General features: G+C 61.2%; 20 protein-coding genes and 2 pseudogenes. 11 read left to right on the forward strand and 11 right to left on the reverse strand.

Going from position 1 to position 20,555, the window contains the following annotated elements:
- Nucleotides 1-2 precede the first annotated feature (2 nt).
- On the reverse strand, nucleotides 3-1,151 hold the full coding sequence (locus tag AOQ71_RS19230) for an AGE family epimerase/isomerase (RefSeq protein ID WP_057749302.1): 1,149 nt from the start codon (nucleotides 1,149-1,151) through the stop codon (nucleotides 3-5).
- A gap of 86 nt (nucleotides 1,152-1,237) precedes the next feature.
- Here AOQ71_RS19230 and AOQ71_RS19235 point away from each other — a divergent pair, with 86 nt between their 5' ends.
- Nucleotides 1,238-2,461 carry a phenylacetate--CoA ligase family protein gene (locus AOQ71_RS19235; RefSeq protein WP_057749305.1) on the forward strand — a complete coding sequence of 408 codons (1,224 nt, stop codon included), beginning with the start codon at nucleotides 1,238-1,240 and terminating at the stop codon, nucleotides 2,459-2,461.
- Between the two features lie 160 nt (nucleotides 2,462-2,621).
- Here the strand turns inward: AOQ71_RS19235 and AOQ71_RS19240 are convergent.
- Together AOQ71_RS19240 and gmd are read right to left on the reverse strand one after the other, a co-directional pair.
- A pseudogene (locus AOQ71_RS19240) lies at nucleotides 2,622-3,394 on the reverse strand (GDP-L-fucose synthase family protein); the annotation flags it as partial.
- Nucleotides 3,375-4,445, reverse strand: a complete 1,071-nt coding sequence (gmd, locus tag AOQ71_RS19245; RefSeq protein ID WP_083514327.1) for a GDP-mannose 4,6-dehydratase — start codon at nucleotides 4,443-4,445, stop codon at nucleotides 3,375-3,377. The pseudogene AOQ71_RS19240 and the gene gmd, both read right to left, overlap by 20 nt.
- Before the next feature lie 228 nt (nucleotides 4,446-4,673).
- Here gmd and AOQ71_RS19250 point away from each other — a divergent pair, with 228 nt between their 5' ends.
- Both AOQ71_RS19250 and AOQ71_RS19255 read left to right on the forward strand, forming a co-directional pair.
- Nucleotides 4,674-5,216 (forward strand): D-glycero-alpha-D-manno-heptose-1,7-bisphosphate 7-phosphatase, encoded by a 543-nt coding sequence (locus tag AOQ71_RS19250; RefSeq protein WP_057749311.1) that lies wholly within the window; start codon nucleotides 4,674-4,676, stop codon nucleotides 5,214-5,216.
- A gap of 4 nt (nucleotides 5,217-5,220) precedes the next feature.
- Nucleotides 5,221-6,423 carry a glycosyltransferase family 4 protein gene (locus tag AOQ71_RS19255; protein WP_057749314.1) on the forward strand — a complete coding sequence of 401 codons (1,203 nt, stop codon included), beginning with the start codon at nucleotides 5,221-5,223 and terminating at the stop codon, nucleotides 6,421-6,423.
- On the opposite strand, the gene AOQ71_RS19260 is transcribed toward AOQ71_RS19255, so the two are convergent.
- Genes AOQ71_RS19260 through AOQ71_RS19270 form a run of 3 tightly spaced genes read right to left on the reverse strand, consistent with a single transcriptional unit; the run spans nucleotide 6,420 to nucleotide 9,057 of the window.
- Nucleotides 6,420-7,517 carry a DegT/DnrJ/EryC1/StrS family aminotransferase gene (locus AOQ71_RS19260; protein ID WP_057749317.1) on the reverse strand — a complete coding sequence of 366 codons (1,098 nt, stop codon included), beginning with the start codon at nucleotides 7,515-7,517 and terminating at the stop codon, nucleotides 6,420-6,422. The genes AOQ71_RS19255 and AOQ71_RS19260 overlap by 4 nt on opposite strands.
- Nucleotides 7,518-7,528: 11 nt before the next feature.
- Nucleotides 7,529-7,999 carry an acyltransferase gene (locus AOQ71_RS19265; protein WP_057749320.1) on the reverse strand — a complete coding sequence of 157 codons (471 nt, stop codon included), beginning with the start codon at nucleotides 7,997-7,999 and terminating at the stop codon, nucleotides 7,529-7,531.
- Nucleotides 7,996-9,057, reverse strand: coding sequence for a Gfo/Idh/MocA family protein (locus tag AOQ71_RS19270; protein WP_057749324.1), 1,062 nt, complete (start codon nucleotides 9,055-9,057; stop codon nucleotides 7,996-7,998). The genes AOQ71_RS19265 and AOQ71_RS19270 overlap by 4 nt, the downstream gene beginning before the upstream one ends.
- Here AOQ71_RS19270 and AOQ71_RS19275 point away from each other — a divergent pair.
- From AOQ71_RS19275 to AOQ71_RS43475, 5 genes and pseudogenes are all read left to right on the forward strand, one after another.
- Nucleotides 9,010-10,599 (forward strand): hypothetical protein, encoded by a 1,590-nt coding sequence (locus AOQ71_RS19275; RefSeq protein WP_157083572.1) that lies wholly within the window; start codon nucleotides 9,010-9,012, stop codon nucleotides 10,597-10,599. The two genes, AOQ71_RS19270 and AOQ71_RS19275, sit on opposite strands and share 48 nt — an antisense overlap.
- A gap of 203 nt (nucleotides 10,600-10,802) precedes the next feature.
- Entirely contained in the window at nucleotides 10,803-11,744 is a 942-nt protein-coding gene (locus tag AOQ71_RS19280; protein WP_057749330.1) for a GumC domain-containing protein, read from the forward strand.
- 51 nt (nucleotides 11,745-11,795) lie between these two features.
- Nucleotides 11,796-13,133 carry a hypothetical protein gene (locus AOQ71_RS19285; RefSeq protein ID WP_057749333.1) on the forward strand — a complete coding sequence of 446 codons (1,338 nt, stop codon included), beginning with the start codon at nucleotides 11,796-11,798 and terminating at the stop codon, nucleotides 13,131-13,133.
- A gap of 411 nt (nucleotides 13,134-13,544) precedes the next feature.
- Entirely contained in the window at nucleotides 13,545-13,829 is a 285-nt protein-coding gene (locus AOQ71_RS19290; RefSeq protein WP_057749336.1) for a hypothetical protein, read from the forward strand.
- Nucleotides 13,787-13,991, forward strand: a pseudogene (locus AOQ71_RS43475) (NAD-dependent epimerase/dehydratase family protein); the annotation flags it as partial. The gene AOQ71_RS19290 and the pseudogene AOQ71_RS43475, both read left to right, overlap by 43 nt.
- Before the next feature lie 785 nt (nucleotides 13,992-14,776).
- On the opposite strand, the gene AOQ71_RS19300 reads toward AOQ71_RS43475, so the two are convergent.
- The 4 genes from AOQ71_RS19300 to AOQ71_RS19315 form a co-directional block, all read right to left on the reverse strand.
- Nucleotides 14,777-15,196: a glycosyltransferase gene (locus AOQ71_RS19300; RefSeq protein WP_057749342.1), complete on the reverse strand. Its 420-nt coding sequence runs from the start codon at nucleotides 15,194-15,196 to the stop codon at nucleotides 14,777-14,779.
- A 121-nt stretch (nucleotides 15,197-15,317) separates the two neighbouring features.
- Nucleotides 15,318-15,863, reverse strand: coding sequence for a hypothetical protein (locus tag AOQ71_RS19305; RefSeq protein ID WP_057749345.1), 546 nt, complete (start codon nucleotides 15,861-15,863; stop codon nucleotides 15,318-15,320).
- Between the two features lie 76 nt (nucleotides 15,864-15,939).
- Nucleotides 15,940-16,155, reverse strand: coding sequence for a glycosyltransferase family protein (locus AOQ71_RS19310; protein WP_162268380.1), 216 nt, complete (start codon nucleotides 16,153-16,155; stop codon nucleotides 15,940-15,942).
- Nucleotides 16,152-16,424, reverse strand: coding sequence for a glycosyltransferase family 2 protein (locus tag AOQ71_RS19315; protein ID WP_057749351.1), 273 nt, complete (start codon nucleotides 16,422-16,424; stop codon nucleotides 16,152-16,154). Before AOQ71_RS19315 ends, AOQ71_RS19310 begins: the two co-directional genes overlap by 4 nt.
- A gap of 506 nt (nucleotides 16,425-16,930) precedes the next feature.
- Between AOQ71_RS19315 and AOQ71_RS19320 the strand changes: the two genes are divergently transcribed.
- From AOQ71_RS19320 to AOQ71_RS19330, 3 genes are all read left to right on the forward strand, one after another.
- Nucleotides 16,931-17,527: a TVP38/TMEM64 family protein gene (locus tag AOQ71_RS19320; RefSeq protein ID WP_057749356.1), complete on the forward strand. Its 597-nt coding sequence runs from the start codon at nucleotides 16,931-16,933 to the stop codon at nucleotides 17,525-17,527.
- A 179-nt stretch (nucleotides 17,528-17,706) separates the two neighbouring features.
- The gene (locus tag AOQ71_RS19325; RefSeq protein WP_162268381.1) at nucleotides 17,707-18,666 is read left to right on the forward strand and encodes a lysylphosphatidylglycerol synthase transmembrane domain-containing protein; all 960 of its coding nucleotides are present in this window, start codon (nucleotides 17,707-17,709) and stop codon (nucleotides 18,664-18,666) included.
- Between the two features lie 183 nt (nucleotides 18,667-18,849).
- On the forward strand, nucleotides 18,850-19,575 hold the full coding sequence (locus AOQ71_RS19330; RefSeq protein ID WP_057749362.1) for a class I SAM-dependent methyltransferase: 726 nt from the start codon (nucleotides 18,850-18,852) through the stop codon (nucleotides 19,573-19,575).
- 10 nt (nucleotides 19,576-19,585) lie between these two features.
- Here AOQ71_RS19330 and AOQ71_RS19335 read toward each other — a convergent pair.
- Nucleotides 19,586-20,534, reverse strand: a protein-coding gene (locus AOQ71_RS19335; RefSeq protein WP_157083574.1) for an IS630 family transposase whose coding sequence is annotated in 2 segments (ribosomal slippage) — nucleotides 19,586-20,197 and nucleotides 20,199-20,534 — 948 coding nt in all. Because the reading frame shifts where the segments join, the coding sequence is not laid out codon by codon here.
- Nucleotides 20,535-20,555: the final 21 nt, after the last annotated feature.

The following is a 20,555-nucleotide window of genomic DNA, read 5'->3' on the forward strand; positions in this document are numbered from 1 at the left end:
TCTCAACCGAGCACCTGCTCCGCTTCCGTGACCGCACAGAGAACATGATAGAACGACGAGGCAGGAATGGTGTCGATCAGCGATTTGCCGTCGCCGTCGAACTGGTCGTACCAGCCGCCGCGCACGGGATGGCTGAGATAATGCCGTTCGAGCCGCACCAGCGCCGCGCGCGCCTCCTCCGCCGCGCCTGCTTCGCCCGACTCGGCCTGCGCGATCCACGCTTTCGCAAGCTCGGTTTGCGGCCAAAGCCGGCGCGTGGAGCGGCGGATGTTGCCGGCATCGTCGCCCTCGTCAACCACACATCCGGTGGCGTCGCGATAGCGCAGTGCGGTCGCCAGCAGTTCTGCGCGCCGCGTGCCCGTCGGGCAGCCCGTGATGCGTTCAAACCCTTTCAGCAGCCAGACCCATTCCGCCTGATGGCCCGGTTCGACGCTGACGGGCTCAATCTTCGACCAATCCTCCTCGAAATATTCCCCGAGCACGCACCTGCGCTTGTCGTAGAGATTGGCGAGGAACAGCGCGAAGAATTCGCCGGCTCTGTTCTGGAACGACGGATCGTGGGTCGCGTCGAAACACGCGATCATCGCCTCGAACAGATGCATGTGCGGATTCTGTCGGCGCGGCAGCGACACCGGCAGGCCTTCGTGCACGCCGCCGTGCGGCGAGCGCAGATGGCCGTCGAGGAAAGCAAGCAGCGCGTCGATCTCGGCGCGGATTTGCGCGTCCTGGTCGAGCGAATAGACAGTCGCCAGCGCAAACAGGATGAAGGCGTGATCGTAGGCATCTCGCCGCGCATCCAGCACCGCGCCATCAGGCGTCAGCCGGTGCACATAGCCGGGCTTGCCGTCGGGCGCCTTGGCCTTCGCAAGCATATGCTCGAGCCCTTTCAGCGCGATGGCGCGGCCTTGCGGATACCAGCCCATCTGCGCCGCCTTGGCGTAGCAATAGATTTGGCGCGCCTGCACGAACACGCGCCGCGGCGCGGCCACGTCAGCTGTGCCGTCGCCGTGCAGGCGGTCGATGAACCCCCCCGTCTGATGGTCCCATCCGACGATCGACCACAGCGGGATCGAATCCTCGACCATGCGGCGCTTCAGGCGCGCGACGACGCCAGCCGTCTCCTCCACCGGAATGATGCTCTCGTCCGCCATCGCGCCCTCTCCGCGCCCAGTCAATGGCCGTCTGATACCCATGCGAGCGGCTGCGTGCAACGGATGCCAACCCGGAAAGATCTGCCATGACCGCCCACTACGACACCCTCGAGACGCGCGAGCATGCGGCGCGCGAGGCCGATTTGTTCGCCCGCCTGCCGGACGTGCTGAGCAGCGCCATGACCGCACCGGCCTATGCCGAGCGGTTCAAGGGCATCGATCCGGCCTCGGTGACCTCCAGAACGGCGCTGGCCCGCCTGCCGGTGCTGCGCAAGTCGGAGCTGCCGGCCCTGCACAAGGCCTCCCAGCCCTTCGGCGGCTTCGTCGCTGCGGCGCCCGGGTCATTCGCACGCCTGTTCACTTCCCCGGGCCCAATCTTCGAGCCGGAAGGACGCCAGACCGACCCCTGGCGCGGCGCCAGGGCACTGTTTGCCGCCGGGTTCCGGCCAGAGGACATCGTGCTCAACACATTCAGCTACCACCTCACCCCCGGCGGCTTCATCTTCGATTCCTCCGCACGCGCGCTCGGCTGCGCCGTGATTCCCGCCGGTCCCGGCAATACCGAGCAGCAATTCGAGATGATCGAGGCCTACCGCCCCGTCGGCTACAGCGGCACACCTGATTTCCTGAAGATCCTGCTCGACGCCGCAGTGACCGCGGGCCGCGACGTCTCCTCGATCAAGCGCGCGCTGGTCTCGGGCGCAGCATTCCCGCCCTCCCTCCAGGCCGAGATCAAGGCACGCGGCATCGACGCCTACCAGGCCTTCGGCACGGCCGATCTGGGCCTCATCGCGTTTGAGACCGAGGCGCGCGACGGCATGGTCGTCAACGAGGATCTGATCATGGAGATCGTCAAACCGGGCACTGGCGAGCCGGTGGCGCCGGGCGACGTCGGCGAGATCGTCGTAACCTCGCTCTATCCGCATCATCCGTGGATTCGGCTGGCGCTCGGCGACCTCACTGCTTCGCTGCCTGGCACGAGCCCATGCGGGCGCACCAATATGCGCATCAAGGGGTGGATGGGCCGTGCCGACCAGACCGCCAAGGTCAAGGGCATGTTCGTCCGCCCCGAGCAGATCGCCGAGATCGGCAAGCGCCATCCCGCGCTCGGAAGGCTGCGCCTTGTCGTGACCCGCCAGGGCGAGGCCGATGCGATGACGCTGAAGGCTGAGACGGGCGCATCAGACGATGTGCTGCGTAAAGAGGTCGCCGACAGCTTGCGGGCCGTGACCAAGCTCGGCGGCGCCGTCGAGCTGGTCAGCCCAGGGGCGCTGCCGAACGACGGCAAGGTGATCGCGGACGAACGCTAAGGGACGTCAAATTCCCTGCGAGCAGGGAATTTATCGATTTTTTCACCTTTGGCGAGTGCAGCTTCGGAAACGCCTGGGAACTAGGCATCTCCAGCGGTTAGCCCAGATCACTGCGGGGAATTCAGACGCCTCAGCAGGCAATTCGCGCCCGAGCAGGAAAACTGACGACGCGCGCGAACTCGGCGATGGTGATGTCCTCGCCGGTGCCGATATTGATCAGCTCGGCTCCGGAATAGGTCTTCATCAGGTGCACGCAGGCGTCGGCCATGTCGTCGACATAGAGGAACTCGCGCCTCGGCGTGCCGGTGCCCCAGACCACCACGCTCTTCGAGTCCGCGAGCTTCGCCTCGTGGAAGCGGCGGATCAGGGCGGCAACCACGTGCTGTACTCGGGATGATAATTGTCGCCGTGGCCGTAGAGGTTGGTCGGCATCACGCGAATGAAGTCGCTGCCGTATTGGCTGCGATAGGCCTCGGCCATCTTGATGCCGGCGAACTTGGCGATGGCATAGGGCTCGTTGGTCGGCTCCAGCGGGCCTGTCAGCACCGAGTCCTCGCGCGGGGGCTGCGGCGCCAGCTTCGGATAGATGCAGGACGAGCCGAGGAACATCAGCTTCTCGGAGCCGCTTTGCTGCGCGGCCTGGATCACGTTCGCCGCGATCGCGATGTTGTCGTAGATGAACTCGGCGCGCAACGTGTCGTTGGCGACGATGCCGCCCACCTTCGCCGCGGCGAGGAATACGACCTGCGGCCGAACCCACGCGAACCAGTCGAACACGGCGGCCTGGTTGCAGAGGTCGACCTCCCGCCGGTCCACCGTGACGATCTTGACGTCCTCGCGCGCCAGCCGGCGCACCAGGGCGCTGCCAACCATGCCGCGATGGCCGGCGACGTAGACGCTCTTGCCGGTCAGCTCAAACGCTGCGCTTGCCATGGACCGCGTCCCGTTTCGCCTCGGCGAGATCGCTCGCCATCATCTCCTCGACGAGTTGGGCAAAGGTCCGCTTCGGCTTCCAGCCGAGCTTCTCGCGCGCCTTGCTGGCATCGCCGACCAGAAGATCGACCTCGGTCGGCCGGAAATACGTCGGATCGATCTTCACCACGGTCTTGCCGCTCTTGGCGTCGATGCCGGTCTCATCGACGCCCGTGCCGCGCCATTCGACGCGGCGGCCGACCTGCCCGAAGGCAAGCTCGACCATCTCGCGCACCGAACGCATCTCGCCGGTGGCGAGCACGAAATCGTCCGGCTGGTCGGCCTGGAGGATCATATGCATGCCCTCGACATAGTCTTTCGCGTGGCCCCAATCGCGCTTGGCCTCGAGATTGCCGAGATAGAGCGTCTGTTCGAGACCGACCTCGATGCGGGCGACGCCACGGGTGATCTTGCGGGTCACAAAGGTCTCGCCGCGAATCGGACTCTCGTGATTGAACAGGATGCCGTTGGACGCGAACATGCCATAGGCTTCGCGGTAGTTCACCGTGATCCAATAGCCGTAGAGCTTGGCGACGCCATAAGGCGAACGCGGGTAGAACGGCGTCGTCTCCTTCTGCGGGATCTCCTGCACGAGACCGTAGAGCTCGGAGGTCGAGGCCTGGTAGAACCGCGTCTCCTTCTCCATGCCGAGGATGCGGATCGCCTCCAGGAGGCGCAGCACACCGATCGCGTCGGCATTGGCGGTGTATTCGGGGCTCTCGAAGCTGACCGCGACGTGGCTTTGAGCTGCCAGATTGTAGATCTCGGTCGGCCGGATCTGCTGCACCAGGCGGATCAGATTGGTCGAATCCGTCATGTCGCCATAGTGCATCAGGAACGGCACGTTGCCGACATGTGGGTCCTGGTAGAGATGGTCGACACGCGCGGTGTTGAACGAGGACGAGCGCCGTTTGATGCCGTGAACGACGTAGCCGAGCGACAGCAGATGTTCGGCGAGATAGGCGCCGTCCTGGCCGGTCACGCCGGTGATGAGAGCGATGCGTTTGGTCATGGCTTGCCTAAATCCCGCAGCATTTCGAATTGGATGAGCGCACATTCAGCGCTCAGCCAGGCGCATTCCCGCGCGTCTTCTTGGACATATCGCCAATCGCGGGTCAACCCCAGGCGCCCCCCATGGCGACAGATTGGACCTGGAACACAATCGTGATACTGAGCACACTTGATCGATGGGGGTTGCATTGGCGGTTTACCCCCCAGGGAGCGTGATTGTCGAGCCGGAATGTCCCGAGACCCAGAGAGCACAGCGATCGACCGGGTGCTGCGCCCTGCCGTTTTCTTCGATCGCGACGGCGTTCTGAACGCCGATAGCGAATATCTGTTCGAGGTCGGCAAATTCGTCTGGATCGACGGTGCCGTCGAGGCCGTGAAAGCGGTCAATGATGCCGGCTATTTCGCCTTCGTGGTCACCAACCAGTCGGGCGTGGCGAGGGGGCTGTACCAGGAGACCGACATCCATGCCCTGCACGATTGGATGGCGGGCCAGCTGGCGGCACATGGAGCGCGGATCGATGCGTTCGAATATTGCCCGTTTCATCCGGATGGACAGGTCGAACGCTACCGGTATGCAAGCGAGCGACGCAAGCCACAGCCCGGCATGATCATCGACCTCCTCCACAAGTTTCCCGTCGATGCAAGCAGGAGCTTCATGGTGGGCGACAAGCCGTCCGACATCGAGGCGGCGCGGGCGGCCGGGCTGCCCGGCCACCTCTTTCCGGGCGGCAATCTGCGGGATTTCATCCTGCCGCTCCTGGCAAACGGATAACGTCGTGGCCAAGACTCCGAGCTTCATCCTGGCGACGGAATTCTATCCGCCGGACCCGAGCACGACGGCGACCTATCTTGGCGCAATCGCGGACGCGATTGCCCTCGACATGACGACGATCGTCCTGTCGGGATCGTCCGGCTCAGGCAAGTCGCCGGCGGCTGAAAGCACACCCGCCGTGATCGAGGTCGCGAACTGGAAGCCGCCCAAGCACGCGCTCGGCCGCCGCGTCATCGCCAGCACGATGCTGGCACTACGGATGTTCTGGGCAGTCTACCGGCGGGCGCGCCGGCACGACGTCGTGATGTCGGTGACGAGCCCGTTCACCCTGCCCTATGCCATCACCCTTGCGGCAAGGCTGCGCGGCGCCAGCACAGCGCTCCTCATCTACGATCTCTATCCGGAAGCACTCGAGGTGGCCGGAATCGCCAAGCCGAGTTCGCTCGTCGCGCGCGCCCTCCGCCTTGCCAATGCGTGGCTGTTCAGGTCCCTGAGCGCAATCTTCGTCATCGGCCGCGACGTGGCCCCGCTGCTGTTGCGCTACCCCGGGGTCAGCGCAGGCAAGATTCATTTCGTGCCCAATTGGACGCTGCTTCCGATCGGCTTCCGCGAGCCGGATCCAGGCCATTCCTTGCGGCATTCCAGCCCGGCGCAATTCGTGGTCGGCCTGTGCGGCAATCTCGGCTTCACCCACGCGCCCCGGACCGTGTTCGAGGCTGCGCGGCTGTTGCGCCGCGACGACCGCATCCACTTCGTGCTGTCCGGATGGGGCGTCGGCTGGGCCGAGCTGAAGTCTCTTCAGGCCACGGAAAATCTCGAGAACGTCACCCTGCTGGATCCCGTGCCAGAGGACCAGCTCGCCGAATTCCTCGCGGCAGCCGATGCCTGGGTCATTCCCTACCGGCGCAATGTCGCCGGCGTCTCCATTCCGAGCCGTCTCTACAATTTTCTTGCCGTCGGGCGGGCCGTGATCGTCGGAACGGAAGCCAATTCCGAGGCCGGACTTGCGGTCACCGAGGAGGACATCGGTTGGGTCGTGCCGCCCGAGGATGCCGCAACGCTCGCGCAGGCGGTCTGCGAGGCTGCAGCGGATCGCGGCGCGACGCTTCGACGGGGCCGGCAGGCCGCAACCGCCGCACTGAAATACAGCGAGCAGGCCTCGACGCAGCGCTATCGCGACATCGTGCGGCAGCTAAGTGGCGGTTAGAAGTTCCGAATCAGCCGAATGACCTCGTCCTGCTGCTCGCGGGTGATTTCCGCAAACATCGGCAGCGACAGGATCTTGTTCTGGTCGTCGAACGCCCTCGGAAATTGCTCGGAACGATGCGCCAGGCGCGCGTAGGCGGGCAGCAGCGGCAGCGCCGTCGGATAGTTGATCGCGGTCTGAACCCCGTTCGCAGCCAGATATGCCGCGAGCGCGTCGCGTTTCTTATGCTTGATCGTGTAGAGGTGATAGACGTGGGTGCGGCCGGGCGCGATCCGGGGCACCTCGATGTCATCGAGCTGGTTGAGACCGGCATCGTACACCGCGGCGGCATCCTGGCGCGCCTTGGTCCATGCCTTCAGATGCTTGAGCTTGGCCGACAGGATCGCGGCCTGCATGCCGTCGAGACGGCTGTTGATGCCCTCGATCAGATGCTTGTGCTTCACGAGGCCACCGTGACGGGCCAGCATGGTCATGTGCTGGGCCAGCGCCGCATCCTCGGTGACGACAGCGCCGGCATCGCCGAACGCTCCCAGATTCTTGCCGGGATAGAACGAATAGGTCGCGGCCGCTCCGAAGGTCCCGACCGGCTGGCCCTTGTATTGAGCAAGGTGCGCCTGGGCGCAGTCCTCGATCACCCAGAGACCGTGCTTGCGCGCGATTGCCATGATCGCGTCCATGTCCGCCGGCTGCCCGTAGAGATGCACCGGGATGATCCCGACCGTGCGCGGCGTGATCGCGGCCTCGACCGCGGCGGGATCGATCGTGAAGGTCTCGCCGTCAGTGTCGCAGAACACGACCTGCGCCCCGGCATGGGTGATCATCGCCGAGGTCGATATCCAGGAATGCGCGGTCGTGATGACCTCGTCGCCGGGCTTGACCTTGAGCGCCGCCATCGCAAGGTAGAGCGCATCGGTGCCATTGGCACAGGACACGCAGTGCTTGACGCTCGCCGCCGCCGCGAACTCGCGTTCGAAGGCATCGACGTACGGTCCACGGATGAACGCGCTGTCGCGGATGACCGCGGCGATCGCGCCGTCGATCTCGTCCTTGATCGACTGATATTGGAGCCCAAGATCCGCGTAAGGCACCGGCATGATGGGATTCCTTAATTCCTGCTCTTGAGGAGGCGGGCGGGATTTCCGGCATAGATGCCGGGCTTGGCGATATTCTTCGTGACCACTGAGCCTGCTCCGATCACGACGTCGTCGGCGATCGAGACCGGCATGATGGTCGCATTCGAGCCGATCGAAACCCGGTTCCCGATTCTAGTTGCGCGCCACAGTTCGCGGCGCCCGCGCGCCGGCCCGCCGGTCGAAAACGTATCATTGATGAACATCACGCCGTGGCCGATGAAGCAATCTTCCCCGATCGAGACCAGTTCGCAGACGAAGGCATGCGACTGCACGCGCGTGCGCGCACCAACGACGACGCCGGACTGGATCTCGGTGAAGGGCCCGACGAAGCAATCATCGGCGATCTCGCAGCCATAGAGGTTGCAGGGCTCGATCAGCTTGACGCGCTGACCGAACTTGACGTCGCGAATGCCGGCCTGGTGCACCTGCGGCTTGCCGCTCACGTCGGCACTCCGAGCTTGCTCCGCCGCGGCTCGAAGCGGAGCGCGACTTCCTGCCCGGTCTCGATCGACTCGTAGAGCGCCGAGATCAGCTCGAGGCTCTTGCGGCCCTGCAGGCCGTCGACCAGCGCGGCGCTCTGGTGCAACAGGCAATCGACCACGTGCTGATAATAGGCCTGGTGCCCGAAGCCGTAAACATTGGGCGGGTTGACCGAGAACTTCTCGACGACGAGCTTGTCGCTCGGCAGCGGATCGACGAAATTCCAATGCCTGATCTGGTTCACCGCAAAGCCCGCGATCTCCACCGTGCCCTTCTCACCGAGGATCGAAAGCGAGCCCTCGAGATCCTTCGGCCGCACCGCCGTGGTCGCTTCGATGACACCGAGCGCCCCGTTGCGGAATTTCAGCGTCGCCACCGCAGTGTCTTCGGTCTCGACCTTCACCAGCGCGGTCGTGGCCCGCGCATGAACGCTCACCACGTCGCCGAAGAACCATTCCAGCATGTCGATGTGATGGCTGGCCTGGTTCGTGAGCACGCCGCCGTCATAGGCCCAGGTGCCGCGCCAGGCGTCCTGATCGTAATAGGCCTGGTCCCGGCACCAGCGAACCCTCACGGTGCCAAGGACGAGCCGGCCGAACCTGCCGGCCTCCAGCGCCTCGCGCGCCTTGACGACGGGAACGTTGAAACGGTTCTGCTTGACAACGAACAGCTTGACGCCGGCCTCGTCGCAGGCACGGATCATGTCGTCGGCATCCTGCAGCCGCAGCGCCATCGGCTTCTCGACGACCACGTGCTTTCCAGCACGGGCGCAGGCGATGGCGTGCTGCGGATGCATGCCGCTCGGCGTCAGGACGGCAACGGCGTCGATGTCCTTGCGCGCGAGGAACTCGTCGAGATTATCGTAGGCATCGACACCGAATTTGGCGCCGAGCGCGTCAGCCCGAGGCTTCACGACATCGCAAACGGCGACCAGGCTCGCTCTGTCAATGTGATTGCCGCCCAGGAGCTCGGAATGGCGCTTCGCGATGCGCCCGCAGCCCAGCAAGCCGAACCTGATCATTCGCCCTTCCTCTCGGCAGTGCCATGCCGCACCATTCGATCAGCGCTTTCCCAGGCGCCGAGATCAAAGCGTATATTCGAAAAATTCGTTGCCGATCAAGACAATATTGGCCCCGGCGTCAGAGCGCGCCGATCCTGGCCAAGTTTTTGGTCCCGCACCCGGTTTTTCGTGATACTAGGGACAGAACGCAACACGCCAGCCCCCACTCACCCGATGAATGCCAGTTCCGATGTCGCCGCGGTGGAAATGCCGGCGCACGATCAATACGGATTAGGTCTCCTCATCCTCTGTCACATCGTGACGAGCTGCATCTCCCTGATCTTCGTCGTCGAGTACTTCCGCGGCCTGTTGCCTTTAGCAGCAAACAGCCGCGACCTCATCTTCGCCGCGGTGGCAGGCGTGATCCCTTGTGTCTTGTGCTCGATCGTTTTCACGATCAGGCGCTTCAGCTTTGGTTACATTCTCGGCTTCTACTTCTACACGCTCATTCTCGGCTATCTTTGGCTCGTGCCGTTCTCGACCTTTCCCTACAACCATCGCGCCGCCGCGATTTCGGCAGCGAGCTCCGGGATCGCCTTCCTGATCCCCGCGCTGTTCGTGAACGCCCCGCTTCCACGACGCGCTGTCCTGACGGCGAGGCGGCTGGACGCGCTTCTCGCCGCCATCCTCGTACTCTCGATGGGAGTTCTCGCGATCGGAGCAACTTTTCGCTTTCAGTTCGTCAGCCTTGCCGACATGTACAAATTCCGCGACGAGATCGAGCTTCCCAGATGGCTGCAATACGGGATCGGCCTGATTTCCGGAGCCCTGCTGCCGTTCGCCTATACCTGTTTCGTCCAGCTCAGGCGATACTTGCTCGCGGCGCTGTGCTTACTATTGCTCGTCCTGTTCTATCCGATCTCCTTGACGAAGGTCGCCCTGCTTGCGCCAGGCTGGCTGCTCTTCCTCACATTGTTGTCCTTCTATCTTGAAGCCCGGATCGCGGTTGTTCTCACCCTGCTGCTGCCGATTCTCGCAGGCGTTCTGATCGTCTTGCTGTATCGATGCGGGCTCGTTTCGGAAAAGTCCTTCATCTACTTTGGGACCGTCAATTTTCGAATGATCGCAATGCCCTCGAGCGCACTTGATTTCTACAACGATTTCTTCGCCACCCATCCACTGACCCATTTCTGCCATATCACGACGCTCAAGTTGGTCATGTCATGCCCTTACAAGGACCAGCTTTCGGTCTACATGGCCGACAACTATCACGTCGGCTATTTCAATGCTTCGTTGTTCGCCACGGAGGGCATCGCATCGGTGGGGCTCGCATTTGCGCCGCTTTCGGCCCTGGCTTGCGGCTTGATCATCGGCCTCGGCAACCGCGCCTCGGCCGGTCTTCCGCCTCGCTTCGTCCTCCTCTCGAGCGGGCTGCTGGTTCAAATGTTCATGAATGTACCACTCACGGTCGCCCTCATCACCAATGGTGCCGCGGTCCTGTTCCTGCTTTGGTACATCGCCCCCCGCGACCTGCTCGGGGATGCGAAGCGGGCATCGCCCTGAGAGCGCGCAATTCCGGACGGCCGACCATTCGCACCGACTGCTCTCGTCCCTGACGGCGTACGCGATCCTTGACACCAATCCACCTGCACACCTGCTAAATCAAATCCCGTGCGAATAAAGTACGTAAATGGACTTGCCTCGTCATTTCGCCTAACACTGATCGAACCCGTCCAGAGCGCTAAGATTTAGTTCGAGCCGATAGCATGATCGAGAAAGCCACAATCGCCGCTCTGGGAACGCTCGCGTCCTTTCGCGCCACGTTCCTCGCCGTCGCAGGGACCAGCTTCGTTCTGTCGGCCGCGGCCATTTTCCTGTTGGTCCAGCCCCGCTCGCTCATTCGGTCGGCGGTCGAGGTCGGTACTGTCTTGTGGAACACCAAGGAGGAGCCCGTCGAATCGCCCGACCTGCTCGCAAAGCGCATCCAGGCGGTCCATGTGCCGGCTGCGCTGACGGCCTTGGGCAAGAGCGGCGTGCCACAATCAACGCTGGCCGCGCTTCAGAGCTCGTCGGCCGACGCCGTCGGTCAGACGCTGAGCATCCAGAGCACGGTCGATCCCGCCATTGCCGAAGAAGCGAAAGCGTTCCAGCAGAAGATCATCGACCGGATCATCGAGGAGGAAAACAAGCGCATTGACCTCCTTCGCGAGGCCGCCGCGGCGCGGACGGTGCTACTGAAGCAGACCAGCGACGGGGTGGATCAACAGATCGCCGACCATGAAAAAAGGCTGAGCCGCCTGGGCGAGTTGCTTCTCAGTGCGGAGGGCTCACTTCACGATACAGAGGTGAAGCGGGCAGCGACGCAGCCCGACGGGGACAACAAAACGAGCGCGAACGTTGACGGCGTGCGGGCGGAGATTACCGGACGTCTGGAGCTACTGACCGCCCTCAACCAGGATAGCACCCAATCGTCGCGCGATCTCACGGTGTTGCGCGCCAGGCACGATACGCTCGCGTTGGCTCTCCTCGGAGCGCAGAGCGCCGCGAAGGCAATCCAGAATGCGCGCGTCACGCTCGCGCCCGAGGTCATGCCGCAACCGGTCGGCCCAAAGCGGCTTTCCCTCCTGTTCATCGCCGCGATCGCCTCGATCCTCGTTGCGTTCGGAGCCATCGCATTTCTCCACAGTTTCGTGGTTGCGAGGATCTGACGTGTCGGCCCGCCACGCCCCCGCGGACAACTCGCGCACACGAGCAGCGACGTGAACGACGTTTTTCACCGGAGCGCCACCGAGATCGACAGAGGCCGCAACGAGGGGCTCGGTCCTGTTTTCCTCATCTACCTGCACGTAGCCGCCTGCTTCGTCTCGATGGCCTATGTCGCACAACATTACGCACCGCTGATGCGCCTGGCCGAGGCAAACAACGATAGGCTCCAGCTGGCCGCACTCAACGTCGCGCCCTTCGCGCTGCTCTCGATCCTCTTCGCCCTGTGCCGTTTCGGCTTCGGCTACCTCGTCGGCTTCTACTTCTTTACCATGCTGATGGGGTACCTTTGGCTGCTCCCGCTGTCGACGTTCCCTTACGACCATGTCGTGGCCTATGCCTCGGCCTTCGCCTCGGGATTGGCATTTCTCGTTCCGGCCATGCTGCTGTCGATCCCGGCCAGACAGAAATTGGCTCTTTCGGAGACCGGCTTTCGAAGGTTGCTCACCTGCATCTTGGGGTTCGCCGTGGCAGTCCTCGGCCTTGGCGCGCTATACAACTTGAAGTTGGTCGCGATATCCGAAATCTACAATTTCCGCAATCAACTCGAATTTCCGGCCTGGCTTTCCTATGGGCTCGGGGTCACCTCGAACATCCTGTTGCCGTTCGCCTTTGCCTTCTTCGTCATCGAGCGTGCCAGGTGGCGGGCCGGCTTTTGCGTGCTGCTCCTGCTGATGTTTTATCCCGTTACCCTGAGCAAGCTTTCCCTGTTTGCGCCGGCATGGCTGGTCATCCTGGCAGCCCTATCCCGGGTCTTCGCGGCGAGAACCGTCGTGACGTTGTCCCTCTTGGTGCCGATCTTGTTCGGCGTGTTGTTGGCCAGATTGTTCGACCTCGACGCAATCTCCTATGACCGCTTCATTGCGTATTTTAGCCTCGTCAACTTCAGAATGATTGCGCTGACCTCGAGCGCGCTCGACTTCTACAACGACTTTTTTGCCCATCATGAGCTGACCTATTTCTGTCAGGTGAATGTCCTGAAATCCTTGGTCGAATGTCCTTATCGCGAGCCATTGGCAGTTGTAATGCAGAACACCTATGGCATCGGGTATTTCAACGCCTCATTGTTCGCGACCGAAGGCATTGGCTCGGTCGGTGCCGTTCTCGCGCCGCTCGCCGCCTTCATCTGCGGCCTGGTCGTGGCGATCGGCAATACCGCTTCGTCCGGCCTGTCATCGCGATTTGTCCTCCTGTCGGCCGGCGTGCTGCCGCAGGTGTTCCTGAACGTCTCGCTGACGATTGCTCTCGTGACGAACGGCGCCGCCCTGCTGTTCCTGCTCTGGTACATTGCGCCGCGCGATCTGCTCGGAGATGTCAAATCCGACGCTTCGTAGCAGCGGACGCGACAGGACGACCGATGCAGAGATCGAACCAATCCGCCAAATGCCGGTTCAGCTGCGTGCTGCTCGCGTGCGTGCCCGCAGCCCACGCAACAATCTGGGGCTGGGTGTCCTGTGGTATATCACGCCCGCTGCGCGGCTCATGCCGCTAGGCAGGCGTGATTGGAGAGGACAGTATGCGCGTTCTAATACTAAATTCGGACTACCCTCGCTTCTTGAGGTGGCTCTATAGCCGGAACGTGGGCTTGGAAGCGCGCAGCTACGCAGACCAATCGCCATCAGAAATGCTAGTCTGTTTGGCGTTGCTGACTTTTACTCGCGTGCTTTCGCAGCGCTGGGCCACGACGCTAGAGACGTTCACGTCAACATATCTGGCTGCAGTCAGCTTGGGCGCGTGAGCATGGCATGGCTCCTGCCGCCGCGAGCGAGATCGTTGGCAACAAGAAAGAACGTCTTCCTGGCTGGCTTCAGCGGGCGATCGCACCCCTGAAGCCGGCATTGCGACCGATCGCACGCGGGCTGGGTCTCAGTCGCCGGTTAAGCGTTGAGCTGGAAACAGTTTTGCTCGTGCAGATAGAGGATTTCAAGCCAGACGTCATCTTAAACCAGGACGTGTTCTACGTAAGCACAAAGCTGATGCGCCGGATCCTAAACTTGCGCCGCAGCCGCTGCGCGAGGAGAGCGTGTTGACCGGCCCGCTGGAGCCGACCAACGAGCCCTATGCGATCGCCAAGATCGCAGGTTATCAAGATGGCGGAAGCCTATCGCAACCAGTATGGCAGCGACTTCATCAGGGTGATGCCGACCAATCTCTACGGGCTCAGCGACAATTATTATCCTGAATTAAGCCACAAGCCCCCTCAGTTCAGTGGGGTTAGTCATGTCGCAGATCTGCTCGGCAGTTGCTGACACGCGAATGCTAGTATAGATGGTCAAGTCATGAAGTCGAAAGGGACGAGCGCCACTCGATACGACAAGCACATGTCAGCGCGATATCTGGTTCTGATCGGTCACGTTCGCGAGCGGGACGGTATTTTAGTACCGCAAATCATGAGTTACTGTACGGTTGGGAGCTGACGCTCCGTGCAATCCATTCCGGCTGACGTGCGCCCGGGGCGTTAGTGGAAACGTTGGGGACAACTACTTATGCAATTTAATCATCCGCACGCTGTGGCGGCTTGGGAAACCAAAGAGCTGACTCCTGTTGGCACAAAGAGGGTCTTGGTTGTGGAGACCTATTTGGTCCTTAGTGCGAATGCTGAGGGCCACGACGCCCATGCTGTGAACGATCTTCTCTCGGCCGCCGAAGAGTATTTAGCATCAATTGGGATGCGGCCGGATTGCCTTCGGCTTTTCGAAGCTAAGGAGATCGGTTGATGGACCACGCTCGAACTGTGTGCCACGGCCAACTTTGCTTTGCCAGCGCTGAAATTGCTGGTCACAATCACTCAAAATCCCTGATCAACAACACAGTATTCGCCGCATAGCCAGGCGGCATGCACGGCATGCCGCGCCTCCCGTCGGGGGTTCTTCAGGCAGACAGGGCAAGATCGCCGGATTGCTGGCGATCCCGTATCCGCTTCCAGAACTCCACATATTTCTCGGCCATGCGTGACCACGAAAGGGACTGAACCCGTTCAGCGCCCATTCCCGCAACTCAACATGATGCTGCCGGTCGGTGAGAACCAGCGATATCCGCGCGGCCAGTTCCGCGGGAGAGTTCGGGTCCACCAGCGAAAGTTCGTGGTGAAGAAATCCGTCGAATCAAGAGTCCGGCCCGTGATGGCAGGCGTTCCGCAGGTCATGGCCTCGACCGCGCTCATGCCGAAGCCATATCGCGACGGAAACAAGAACAGATCCAACTCGGAATAGAACTGCCTCGTGCTCTCTTCCGGCACGAAGCCGACAAACTCATACCTGTTCGGCGGAATGTTCCTGGCCGCCAGATCCTTCATCTCTTCCAGTTCATTGCCACCGCTTGCGCTGGCCAGGAACGCTTCGGGCTTCTGCCTGGCGACTTCTGAAAAGGCGAAGATCGCTGTCGTGGTCGACCCCAAGCGGAATCACACCGATCCGATCCGGCCGCCCTCCGAACATGTTCACGACTTGTTCGGCCGTCATGGAAATGGCACGATCAGACCATCGCTGTGCCGGCAGGCAAATTCGATGCAGCGGCGCTTAATGAAATATTTCAGATAGTTGTCGTAGCCGCGCCAGAAAGGGAATGAGATGGTAGACCCCGGTAACTACGGGGCGCTTGCCCGCGAGGATCGTGAAGATGGCCGACACCGAATAGACGCTGAACCAGACGTCGTGGTGGACACCGCGCAAATCCCACAGGAAATTCGGCGCCTGCCGAAGCACGACCGCTTCGGTGAGAAGCATGCCACGATCATGGAAGACGGAAGGCTTCCCGACGGCTTCAAGGCCCGTCACCAATCCTGCAATGAAGCTGAAGACTGTCAGCAGAGGCTCCAGCGTGCTCGACAGCTTCCAGTCGGTGATGAATAGCCAGACTGTACGGCAGCCGAAGATCGCTGCCGCGACAAAGAACAGGACACGTATGCCGCCGAGCGGGTGGATCGGCCTGATCGAATAGCTGCGCCAGAACCAGAGCAGCACGATATCGGCGAACCCCTTGATGGTCCGGATCGCGTTGTATTTCGGGTCCCGCTCCGGCGCGGCCGATGATGACGGGCAGCTCCCCGACAGAGAATCCTGCATTCGAGCAGCGCCGGGATGAACCGGTGCATTTCGCCATACAAACGAACGTTACCGAAACATTCACGTCGGTATACCGTCAACGAGCAGCCGCTGTCGTGAATGTGTGGTTGAGAAAGATTTTGCGCAGCAGGTTTGCGCCGCGCGAGACGAAACTCCTGCCAAACGTATCCTGCCGGTCGACGCGCCAGCCTGCGACGACGTCCAGATTCTTAGCTTCCAGATGCGCGATCAAATTGGGAATGTCGGCGGGATCGTTGTGTCCGTCGCCGTCCATGGTTATGAACATATTCATACTTGGCGGCGTGACAACCGGCATCGAAGGCAGCGGTCTGTCCAAAGTTGCGACGGAGCCGGGAGGATATGACGTTCGCCATGTAACCCGCGACGCGCGCTCTCATCGGTCGAACCGTCGTCCACCACGATGATCTCACGCACCCAGCCCCGCTCATCGCAGACGGCGTTGATCTCGTCAACGAGGGCCGAAAGGTTGTTCTCCTCATTGAAGGCGGCGATAACAACGCTCAGCCGCGGCTCAACGGATCCATCAACGCTGCTCGTCATCTTTGCCCCTCAGAAACGGGTATCGAGATCGAAAGCATCTGGTTCGGCGAAACCAGGATACTTGAGCGGATCCATGCTCTCTGCAAAAAACCGAAAGCCCAGGCATTCGCGATGACGAAGGCTTGTGCCTGCCGGGTTGTCAATACCATTCCCCTTGCGGGGACGCCCACAAGGGACTTGGCTAGCCTAATCCGGCCAAAGGGAGAAGTGCCGGGCCCGGCCATCGACAAAGATGCAGCCGTCCGTGGCCGGACATCACTTGGCAATTTGTCGAACCGCGCATGAGGCGAATTTACCCTGCCGAACCCCGCTTCCTCCGCCCTAAAGCGCCTATAGCCACGGCAATTTCGATTTGCTAAGGGATAGCCGGCCTCGTTACGCTTTCCGTTCGGATCGGTTCAGATGACCCTCAGTCAGCGCTTTGACATAAGCGATGTTATGAAATTGGCTGCAATGGTTGGGGCGTCCCTGACGGACGGCCATGGATTTGGACCAAAATTTATCCGATGACGGAAGCGCTCAATGATTGGCTTCAGCATTTTGGCAGCTTGACGCCGGTCTCCGCGGCGGCAATTTGCCTACTTTCTTTGTTGACCGCCTTCGTTGTCTTTCCTCGCACTGTGCTGATCATTGCGGCCGGCGTGACGTTCGGGGTGGCGGCTGCGCCGATCATTCTGCTGAGCGGGACGATCGGCGGGATACTGGCATTTTGCTCGTCGCGATACATTGCTTCGAACTGGTTTCGCAGAAAGCTGGAGACGCGGCCGAGGCTCAAGACTGTCATGCAAGCGGTGGACCAAGAAGGCTGGCGCATCATCGCTCTTTCGCGCCTAGGGGCACCCGTTCCCAGCGCATTGCAGAATTACTTGTTCGGCCTGACAAAGATTGACATCGTCAGCTATTCAATCGCGACCTTTGTCTTCAGTGCCCCACAGGTATTCCTGTTTTCATTTCTCGGCGCGACTGGCAGGGCTTCGCTGCTCCACGACAGATCCTCCTGCTTGCCGCTTGCGTTTCCGCTGGTGGCGATTTTACTGACCGTGGCGATTATCGCCCTCATTTCGCGCCGCGTAAGAATATTGCTGTTGCGGCTGGAAGAATGACCGTGTCGTAGTTTGGTCGGGGCCCTCGACCGATCGGCCAGAGGCTAGTAGATGGACCTCACCTTCGGGAAAGGTGCTATTACAACCGATGCGTCGTCAGCGATTGTTCCAGGAAATCGTCCAACGAGGAACGAGGGCAGCCATCTCAAAGACCGGATTACTTGATGCGAAGGTTCTTGTTGCTCCTGAAATTGATAACGGTCCCGGTCATCATTGGCGCCGTCGTCTGGCTCAACGGCGTTCGTGAAATCTACGCCGTCATTATGCGGTCGAGTTTCGGCGTCATCGTGGCAGCCTTCGCGCTGTCCATGCTTGCCGTCGGCCTCACTGCCGCGAAATGGCGCTTCATCATACCGACCATCAAGGTCGCAGAGCTTTTAAGAACAGCGCTGATCGGCCAGTTCTACAGCTTCTTCTTTCTTGGCCAGGCCAGCGGAGAGGCCGCGAAGATCTACCTGATCTCCCGCCAATCCGGCAGCGTCGGCGGCGCGACCGTTTCCGTCGTTACCGATCGGCTAACCTCCTTCATCGGAATGTTGTCGGTCTCAGCGATTGGCTTTGCGTTATCCTCCAGTCAGTATCCGCTGCAGCTTCAGCAGGGCGCGCTGATCGGATTGACGTTGTTGGTCGCCGTATTGATCGCGCTGCGCCACGATGCATTTTTTTCTCGTGCCGAGCGAGTTGCGTCGTGGATCGAGGGCAGGACATCTGCCTCTTCATCCACCGTCGCGCGTGAACTGCGGACAGCGATCCAACAATGGCACATAGCGACCGCCAACCCGTGGCGCGTCCTGGCCGGAGTGCTGCTTGGCGCGGTGGTGCATGTCGTGAATGTCCTGACTTTCATGGTTTTGGCCGCTGGGGTCGGGGTTCGTGTCGATTTCTTCGACTGGTGCTGGATCGGAGGACTGACGAGCGTTGCCGGACTTATTCCGGTCACAATCGGTCAGCTGGCGTCGGGTGGCGCGCTGGTGGCGCTCCTCCGTCTTCAGAACGTTTCAATGGTCGATGCGCTGGCGATCTCGGCCCTCATGATCGCGGTCAATGGTATGCTGGCGATCGTCGGAGCCTTCTTGGAGTGGTATCGCTTGCGCGTTCGAGTTGCGGCCCCGACACAGTCCGCCGTGGACGGAATATAGAAATTCGATATGACCTCTCGACTGCAAACACGCGCCGAACGGATACCGGGTATCTGACCGGCGGAAATCCGGCGCACGGCCCATCTGCCCTGCGATCGCGGTCGGTTGTGCATTTTCGAGCCATGTGGCAAGTTGAAGCGAGTTCCAAGAACACAGACATGGCCTTAGAGAGACGCGATTTTTATGTCCGCACGCCAAGATAATCTCGACCATTACGAAACGATCGCCGATCATTTCGACGAAACCTACAATCGCGAGAATTCGAACCACCTTTATAAGATCGATCAAATCTCGAAGGTGATGTTCGACCATCTGCCGGCGCTCGAATTCTACGACGTGATGGAGCTTGGCGGCGGGACCGGCATTCACGCCTACCACTTCCTCGAAGCCAACTCGCATCGCAATATTCGCTACACGTTGTCGGACATCTCGCCCAAAATGCTAGAGAAGGCAAAGGTGCGGCTTGCCAAGTTCAATGTCGACTACGTGGTCTCGGCTGCGGAAAACATCGCCACCGACAAGAGTTTTGACGCGATCTTCTGCAGCGGCGCGATGCATCATTTCGAAGACGCCCGGGCCTCCATTGAATCCATGCGCGACCATTTGAGACCCGGTGGCTCAATCGTGGTGTGCGAGCCGATCGTGTGGAACCCCGTCAACTTCGTCAAGGCTGCGAAAGACCGGCTGGAATGGAGCCAGTTTACTGCCACGCGCTCGAACGTTGCGCGCATGTTGCAGGAATCCGGCCTGAACCTGAAGGTGAACCGCGTGCTCCACTGGCGCGCGGGTCCCGAATTCATGAGAATGCTCTGGCCGTATGAAAAGCTCGAGGCCTATCCTTTGTTCGACATGGCGGCCGTCATGTATCTGCAGGTCGCGACAAAGCCGCAGGCCTCGCAACCGAGCTGACTAGAGCGTTTCACGTTTTAATAGAAGCGTATCCTGCGTTTTCGAAGTAGTTGCTGCATTCGTCGGGTAGGATGGTTGTGACGAGGCCGCCGATATGGCGGCAAATGTCGTGGATCGTGCGCTTCTGAGCGGAGCGCATCCAGTGCTTGATCTTGGCGAAGGTCTGTTCGATCGGATTGAGGTCGGGGGAGTATGGGGGCAGGTACCAGAGCCTTGCGCCGGCGGCCTTAATCAAGCTGCGCAGGGCAGCAGACTTGTGGCTGCCGAGATTGTCCATGATGACGATATCGCCCGGCTGAAGCTGCGGGACGAGAACCTGCTGAACATAGGCGCGGAAGCATTCTCCGTTGATTGGGCCGTCGAATAGGCAAGGTGCAGTGAGGCGGTCGCAGCGCAAGGCGCCAAGGAATGTCAACGTCTGCCAATGACCGTGCGGCGTGAAACTCCGCACCCGCTCGCCTTTTGGCCCCCATCCGCGCAGTGGGGCCATGTTGGTCTTGATCCAGGTCTCGTCGATAAAGACCAGACGTCGAGGATCGAGCTTGGCCTGCCATGAACGCCAACGCTGGCGTCTACGCGCGATGTCGGAGCGGGCTTGCTCGAGAGCGAGCAGCGTTTTTTTTGAACCGCAGCCCTTCGCGGCGTAAAAACAGCCAAACGGCATTGTGGGAGACCTTAACCCCGCGCGCGGCGAGTTCGTCCTTGAGGGCGTGAAGCGTCAAATGCGGCGTCTGGCTGATCCGTTCCTTGATGAAGGCGCGATGCGGCTCGAGGATGGGCTTGCGATGGCCCCCCATCTTGCCGGGCGCCACCGAGCCGGTCGCTCGATAACGTTGCGACCACTTCACCACTGACGACACCGCAACCCCAAACCGCGCTGCCACCGCGCGGCAGCTCTCACCCTTCGCTACAGCCGCCACCGCACGCTTACGCAGATCGTCGGAAATGGGTCGGACCATCGGATGCTGGCCTCCTGCCCA

Origin of the sequence: Bradyrhizobium manausense (genome assembly GCF_001440035.1) — a bacterium.
GTDB classification, from domain to species: domain Bacteria; phylum Pseudomonadota; class Alphaproteobacteria; order Rhizobiales; family Xanthobacteraceae; genus Bradyrhizobium; species Bradyrhizobium manausense.

Excerpts from the sequence above, each read along its gene's own strand:
- AOQ71_RS19230 (WP_057749302.1), bottom strand. The coding sequence starts at position 1,151 with ATGGCGGACGAGAGCATCATTCCGGTGGAGGAGACGGCTGGCGTCGTC.
- AOQ71_RS19235 (WP_057749305.1), top strand. The coding sequence starts at position 1,238 with ATGACCGCCCACTACGACACCCTCGAGACGCGCGAGCATGCGGCGCGC.
- gmd (WP_083514327.1), bottom strand. The coding sequence starts at position 4,445 with ATGACCAAACGCATCGCTCTCATCACCGGCGTGACCGGCCAGGACGGC.
- AOQ71_RS19250 (WP_057749311.1), top strand. The coding sequence starts at position 4,674 with ATGTCCCGAGACCCAGAGAGCACAGCGATCGACCGGGTGCTGCGCCCT.
- AOQ71_RS19260 (WP_057749317.1), bottom strand. The coding sequence starts at position 7,517 with ATGCCGGTGCCTTACGCGGATCTTGGGCTCCAATATCAGTCGATCAAG.
- AOQ71_RS19275 (WP_157083572.1), top strand. The coding sequence starts at position 9,010 with ATGGCGCTTCGCGATGCGCCCGCAGCCCAGCAAGCCGAACCTGATCAT.
- AOQ71_RS19270 (WP_057749324.1), bottom strand. The coding sequence starts at position 9,057 with ATGATCAGGTTCGGCTTGCTGGGCTGCGGGCGCATCGCGAAGCGCCAT.
- AOQ71_RS19280 (WP_057749330.1), top strand. The coding sequence starts at position 10,803 with ATGATCGAGAAAGCCACAATCGCCGCTCTGGGAACGCTCGCGTCCTTT.
- AOQ71_RS19290 (WP_057749336.1), top strand. The coding sequence starts at position 13,545 with ATGGCTCCTGCCGCCGCGAGCGAGATCGTTGGCAACAAGAAAGAACGT.
- AOQ71_RS19305 (WP_057749345.1), bottom strand. The coding sequence starts at position 15,863 with ATGCAGGATTCTCTGTCGGGGAGCTGCCCGTCATCATCGGCCGCGCCG.
- AOQ71_RS19310 (WP_162268380.1), bottom strand. The coding sequence starts at position 16,155 with ATGAATATGTTCATAACCATGGACGGCGACGGACACAACGATCCCGCC.
- AOQ71_RS19315 (WP_057749351.1), bottom strand. The coding sequence starts at position 16,424 with ATGACGAGCAGCGTTGATGGATCCGTTGAGCCGCGGCTGAGCGTTGTT.
- AOQ71_RS19320 (WP_057749356.1), top strand. The coding sequence starts at position 16,931 with ATGACGGAAGCGCTCAATGATTGGCTTCAGCATTTTGGCAGCTTGACG.
- AOQ71_RS19330 (WP_057749362.1), top strand. The coding sequence starts at position 18,850 with ATGTCCGCACGCCAAGATAATCTCGACCATTACGAAACGATCGCCGAT.